Annotated in this window: 6 protein-coding genes; 1 reads left to right on the forward strand and 5 read right to left on the reverse strand. The window is 43.8% G+C overall.

What is annotated here, in order from left to right; all coding sequences use genetic code 11:
* Window positions 1–272 precede the first annotated feature (272 nt).
* The 4 genes from O9295_RS18715 to O9295_RS18730 all read right to left on the reverse strand — a co-directional run bounded on the left by O9295_RS18715 (window position 273) and on the right by O9295_RS18730 (window position 3,240).
* Window positions 273–1,055, reverse strand: a complete 783-nt coding sequence (locus tag O9295_RS18715) for an energy-coupling factor ABC transporter ATP-binding protein (RefSeq protein WP_002761800.1) — start codon at window positions 1,053–1,055, stop codon at window positions 273–275.
* 14 nt (window positions 1,056–1,069) lie between these two features.
* Window positions 1,070–1,843, reverse strand: a complete 774-nt coding sequence (cbiQ, locus tag O9295_RS18720; RefSeq protein ID WP_288034455.1) for a cobalt ECF transporter T component CbiQ — start codon at window positions 1,841–1,843, stop codon at window positions 1,070–1,072.
* Window positions 1,844–1,986: 143 nt separating this feature from the next.
* Complete coding sequence (locus O9295_RS18725; protein ID WP_002796648.1) at window positions 1,987–2,310, reverse strand: PDGLE domain-containing protein; 324 nt, start codon at window positions 2,308–2,310, stop codon at window positions 1,987–1,989.
* A 186-nt stretch (window positions 2,311–2,496) separates the two neighbouring features.
* Entirely contained in the window at window positions 2,497–3,240 is a 744-nt protein-coding gene (locus O9295_RS18730) for an energy-coupling factor ABC transporter permease (RefSeq protein ID WP_147069572.1), read from the reverse strand.
* A gap of 420 nt (window positions 3,241–3,660) precedes the next feature.
* Here O9295_RS18730 and O9295_RS18735 point away from each other — a divergent pair, with 420 nt between their 5' ends.
* Window positions 3,661–4,197 carry a deoxycytidylate deaminase gene (locus O9295_RS18735; RefSeq protein WP_072927358.1) on the forward strand — a complete coding sequence of 179 codons (537 nt, stop codon included), beginning with the start codon at window positions 3,661–3,663 and terminating at the stop codon, window positions 4,195–4,197.
* A gap of 89 nt (window positions 4,198–4,286) precedes the next feature.
* Here O9295_RS18735 and O9295_RS18740 read toward each other — a convergent pair whose 3' ends face one another.
* Window positions 4,287–4,757: a DUF29 domain-containing protein gene (locus O9295_RS18740; protein WP_288034459.1), complete on the reverse strand. Its 471-nt coding sequence runs from the start codon at window positions 4,755–4,757 to the stop codon at window positions 4,287–4,289.
* Window positions 4,758–5,271 lie beyond the last annotated feature (514 nt).

Here is a 5,271-nt window from a genome sequence, read left to right on the forward strand (position 1 = left end):
TCTGGTCAATTACCTAATTTTCAGAGAAAAAGTCCCAGAATTTTCCCCCTATCTCTCCCACAACTGGTACTTTTTGATTGACAAAAAGTCTAAAAGTCTTACCCAACAAGGTTTTTAGATTTATTCAGCAAGCCCTATCTAAATCACTCGTTAAGACTGTCTATGAGGGGGGAAAAGGGAGCTTTTTTTCAGTGTTGCCAAAGGCACGGCGTAGCCGTCCAGTAAACAGTAATCGGTGAACTGAAAACTCACATCTGATAACTGATAACTGATCACTGATCACTGACTTGTGAGGGCGCATCAGCGATCGCACAGTAGGGACGACTATAACAAAGGGGTATTTCCAGGTCGTGTTGTTCCAAAAATTCCCGATTACTTAAAATCTTAGCGGTTTCTCCCTCTCCCACCACCTGACCACGATTTAAAACAACCGTGCGATCGCATAATTCTAAAGCCAGATCGAGATCGTGGGTAGCGATCACTTGGGTTTGGGGTAAAGTGGCTAACAGTTGTATTAATTGCCGACGGGACCGGGGGTCTAGTTGGGCGCTAGGTTCATCAAAAACTAAGACCTGCGGCAACATGGCTAAAACCCCCGCAATCGCCACGCGTTTTTTTTCACCCCCCGATAGATTCTGACTGTTTCTCTTACCATAATGCTGGGAATCCAATCCCACCGCGTGTAAAGCATGATGACAGCGATGGTTTAAATCCTCTCCGCGAATTCCCTGATTCATCGGTCCAAAAGTCACATCTTCCCAGACAGTGGGCATAAATAGCTGATCGTCGGGGTTTTGGAAGACTAAACCGACAAAATTGCGGATATTTTCTAAATTCTCCGGTTTAACTTGGTAAGGACCGACGGTGATTTTACCCGTTTGCGGCGGGAGAATACCGTTAAAATGCAGTAATAAGGTGGATTTTCCCGATCCATTTGCCCCGACCAAAGCTACCTTTTCCGTAGCTTCAATGGCTAAATTAATACCTTTTAACGCTTCTGTGCCGTCAGGATAGGTATAAACTAGGTTTTCAATAAAAATCGGGTTGTGGTGCATGAAAAACGAGACTTTTACCTGAGTAGATGTACCATTTGACCCCAGAGGATCAGAATTACTATGCAAATTATAGCGAGATAATCTTTCAGCTTGCTTTGGGGAACCTGTACAGAGGGCAAGGAACCGGTGTAACCCCTCGATAACATGGCTTGATAAATGCGATCGCCACGTTCGTAGGTACGGATAAATAAAGCGCCGATTATATGTCCCACTAGCAGCCGTTGCCATCGGGGACTACTCATTAAATTGCGCGCAATTGCTGCCCTTCGCATGGAATTAAATTCAGCGATCAAAACAGCTAGATAACGGTACATAGAAGCCAAAATTGCCACCAATAAAGGGGGAGTTTTCAGGGTAACTAATGCTTGCAACAGGTCGGGAATTGCTGTCGTTAAAACCAGAATATTGACCGTACAAAGACAGAGAAAAGCTTTTAGGGCCACACTGCCTAACACCAGCAATCCCTCGCTAGTTACCCGCAAAAATCCCCAAGACCAAAGAATTTCCCCGCCATCGCGAAAAAGGGTTCCCAATAAAACCACACCGATAAAGACAAATTCGATCGCTACTCTTTGTAAAAGTACGGGAATAGCCACCCGACTGATCAGAATTAAAATAATTAATCCTAATCCGTAAATACCCCAAGTTTCCCAGCTACCATTCGGCGTTAAGGCTGTGGCAAAAACTAACAAAAGAGTAACTAAAACCCGGGTATGGGGCGCGAGTCTCTGCCAAAAACCGAAATTATGGCGCTCATTTTCGCGAGAAAAAGTGGCAATGTGTAACATTTATCCAGTTATCAGTTATCAGTTATCAGTTATCAGTTAGAAAGGGGATTTAGGGATTTAGGGATATAGGGATTTAGGGAAATTTCAGCTAAATGCCCCACGTCCCCACGTCCCCACGTCCCCACTTCTCGACTCCTATCTCCTTACTCCTGATTTTGGGATTTTGCAATCACTAATTTACCGATACCCCAAGCGATGCCGAAAGTGGCAAGAGTTCCCAGAAAACCGGCGAGGGGAGTGGCGACACCTTCGGGAACACCTTTGAGGGCATAACCATCAAAAATTCGGGCGAAAGGTAATTGACTACCTAGGGCGTTAGGGTCTTCTTTTTTGCTAAATTGCAAGTCTTCCGCCACTCGATCGAGTCCGTCGGGATCGGGACTGGCAAAGGGAGAAAGAAAAACGGCGATAATTAGGGAACATACCAGACCAATCAGAAAAAATTGGCTATTTCTGCGAATATTCATGGGCTAATCTTTATTAAACCTCTTGCATAATTAATTTTTGAGGGTTCAAAAACGGTAAAAATAAGGATTAAATTGCATAAAATCCTTAAATAGACCATTTAATTGATTATTATTCATTCTTAATTCTCCTGACTCCTGACGACCGACTCCTGACCCTAACAACAATTTTTGATTTTTACAAGAGGTCTATTGACGAGAAGCGTAGGAAGGGGGAACAGAGGTATTAACGGAATGGGGCGGATCGTAGAGAAGATCGGGACGGGTTCGCCAGATATAACCGACAGCGAAAACGGTAATCACCGCTTCCCCGATGCCGATGAGGATATGCCAAGATAACATGGCAAAAAGGGCGACTAAAGGCGGTACAGTCCCCGATAAAGCCAATTGCAGGGCGCAAGCCAACGCGCCCACCACCACACTTGTCCAAGCGGCCAGGGCAACAGCGATCGCCATACTGCGCCAACTATGAAAACCGAGGGCTTTCCTAATCCCTAGATAGAGATAATAACCGCCAAACGTGCCGAGCAAACCCATATTGACGATATTCGCCCCTAAAACCGTTAAACCGCCATCTTGAAAAAATAAAGCTTGAACGATAAAAACCACCGCCATCACCAAAGAACCCGCCCAGGGACCGAGTAAAACCCCCGCAAGAGTCCCCCCTAATAAATGTCCGGAGGTTCCCCCCGGAATGGGAAAATTAATCATCTGGGCGGCAAAAATAAAGGCGGCACAAACTCCCATCAAAGGTACAGCCCGTTCAGCGTAGTGACCGCGCACTTTTTTGAGAGAAAAGCCAATCAGGACGACGGCAATTATCCAAGTAAATAGACTCACCGATGGACTCAAAAAGCCGTCAGGAATATGGAGGGCGAGATAAGGGGTAAGGAGAGGGTGAAACAAACCAACTCCCAGAAAATTAACAGACATTAAAACTCAGTCTCCTTGGCAATTTGGGTTAAAGATTTGAATAGAATTGTTTCGCTGGGACGGAAAAGTCCTATCTTCTAGTAGATAACTAACCGCTTCATTCTACAATGCTCTCTCTGGGGATTTAAACCCTTTAGCTTCTTAAGAATTTCTGTTATTTTGCCAGCCGTCAAGGTTTAGCTATCAGCCAAAATCTGATTATTCTCCAGCGTCAAATTCTTTAAATTATTATTAATTTTTCGAGTTTTTTTCAGTTTTTATGCTATGCCTTAACCAGTGAGCAGTTAGAAGAGGCTGGTGACTACATTGGCCACGTGATCGATGGTCAGGGTGGTGCTTTAATTGGTTTAGAGGTCAACTAATGATAAGCTATCAGAGAGAACCCCCTCTTTTTTGCTTTTTCTAGCTTGGTATGAAACCGTGATCAACTCTGAAGAAAAAAGACCGACTTGGGACGAATATTTTTTAATGATCGCTAAATTAGCCGCCACCAGATCCACCTGTTTAGCTTTTCCCGTCGGTGCGGTAATTGTCAAAGATCGGCAGGTTTTAGCCACGGGTTACAATGGTTCGCCATCGGGAACGGTTCATTGTACTGCCCAGGGTTTTTGTTATCCCGGTTTGGGAACCTGTCGAGAATCCGGAGAAATTCCCTCTAGAGCAATTCATGCCGAAGCTAATGCGATCGCTCAAGCGGCCAAACACGGTATTTCTACCCAAGGAGCTAGTATTTACGTTACTTTAGAACCCTGTATTTCCTGTTTAAAACTAATTATTTCTTCGGGAATTAAAGAAGTTTTTTACGAAGCGGATTTTAATAGTGGGACAAAAGCAATGTTAAGGGATTCTTTTCTAGAAACGGGGATTATTAAATATAAAAAGATTTATTTATCAGCAGAAATGGCTAGTCATGCGGCCTTATTTTTATTAAATCCCATTTTGATCGATCTCAGGTAGTTATCCTCAGGAGGCTAATTACTAGGAAAACTCTCTATTTCTATGGTAAATAAAGTTAGTTTACTTGGGATAAAATAGCGAAAATTTTTTTATGGGCGGGTTTCCAGAAAAGGTTCGATATCGATGGGGAACCAATCCCCGTCTAATACCTGTTCGAGAGTGAATATAGACTCTAGGGGAATCGCATTTTTATCGACGATTCTAGCTCTGATCAGGGTTTTTCTGGCATCGGAGTAGGCTGTCTCGAAAGTATCCCGCAGGTGATTGGCGAGAGTCGGACTATCTACCTTTCTTTCCAATTGAACCCTAAAATTGGCGATTTCTTCGAGCCAATGACGGGCATTCCGTTCTTTTTCCGATTCCCAATAGGATAGTTTCAGGAGATGGATTAATAATTGAGTTAACAAACTCTCTACAGCCCGTCTGTCACTTTTTCCCATGCACTCCACCTCTTCGATCAGGTTTTCCCAGTCCACCAGGTCAAACTCTTTTCGCTTTAACAGTTCGGCGGTTTTTTCCGTCCAGAGAACAAAATCTTCCTCGTAGAGAGCGGTTGTCATCGATTTACCTCCCCGACCGGGAGCGCGGGGTAATGGCTCGATTATAACGCTCGATCGCTATCCTCGATCAGCTTCTAGTCCGGGGAATTTTTGCCAAGTTAGAGATTTATCCTCTAGCACAAGTTGTTCTTTTTGTCAAAAAAACTTTTTCTTTTTAACAAAAGTACACAAACATTTTGATCAACACTCTGGGGTAAAAAGGGGAGAAAGACAGAAGGTTACTAATAGTCTTTAAGTAGGCAGTGGAGATTTAGAGAGGGTTTCCAGGATGGCTCAACAGCTAAAAACACAAAAAGCACAGAAAAACCCATCATTGCATAGAGTAAAATTATACCAGAATCGCTGTAAGTATTGCCATCTCGTGAATAAATAAAATTGACATCCTCGCCGCCGTAAAACGGACGGCGATTCCCAAACCTCACGATTTGGGTTTCTGCTTCTTTCCCGAAGGATTTTTCGCACCTGCCTTAACAGATTTACTCTGTTCTGGTCTTATGGTCGCTCTACAGACTGA

This window comes from Microcystis sp. LE18-22.4A (genome assembly GCF_027531105.1).
Lineage (GTDB): Bacteria > Cyanobacteriota > Cyanobacteriia > Cyanobacteriales > Microcystaceae > Microcystis > Microcystis aeruginosa.

Bases quoted from the DNA above. Each gene is read 5' to 3' on its own strand.
- O9295_RS18715 (WP_002761800.1), bottom strand. From the start codon at position 1,055: ATGCACCACAACCCGATTTTTATTGAAAACCTAGTTTATACCTATCCT.
- cbiQ (WP_288034455.1), bottom strand. From the start codon at position 1,843: ATGTTACACATTGCCACTTTTTCTCGCGAAAATGAGCGCCATAATTTC.
- O9295_RS18725 (WP_002796648.1), bottom strand. From the start codon at position 2,310: ATGAATATTCGCAGAAATAGCCAATTTTTTCTGATTGGTCTGGTATGT.
- O9295_RS18730 (WP_147069572.1), bottom strand. From the start codon at position 3,240: ATGTCTGTTAATTTTCTGGGAGTTGGTTTGTTTCACCCTCTCCTTACC.
- O9295_RS18740 (WP_288034459.1), bottom strand. From the start codon at position 4,757: ATGACAACCGCTCTCTACGAGGAAGATTTTGTTCTCTGGACGGAAAAA.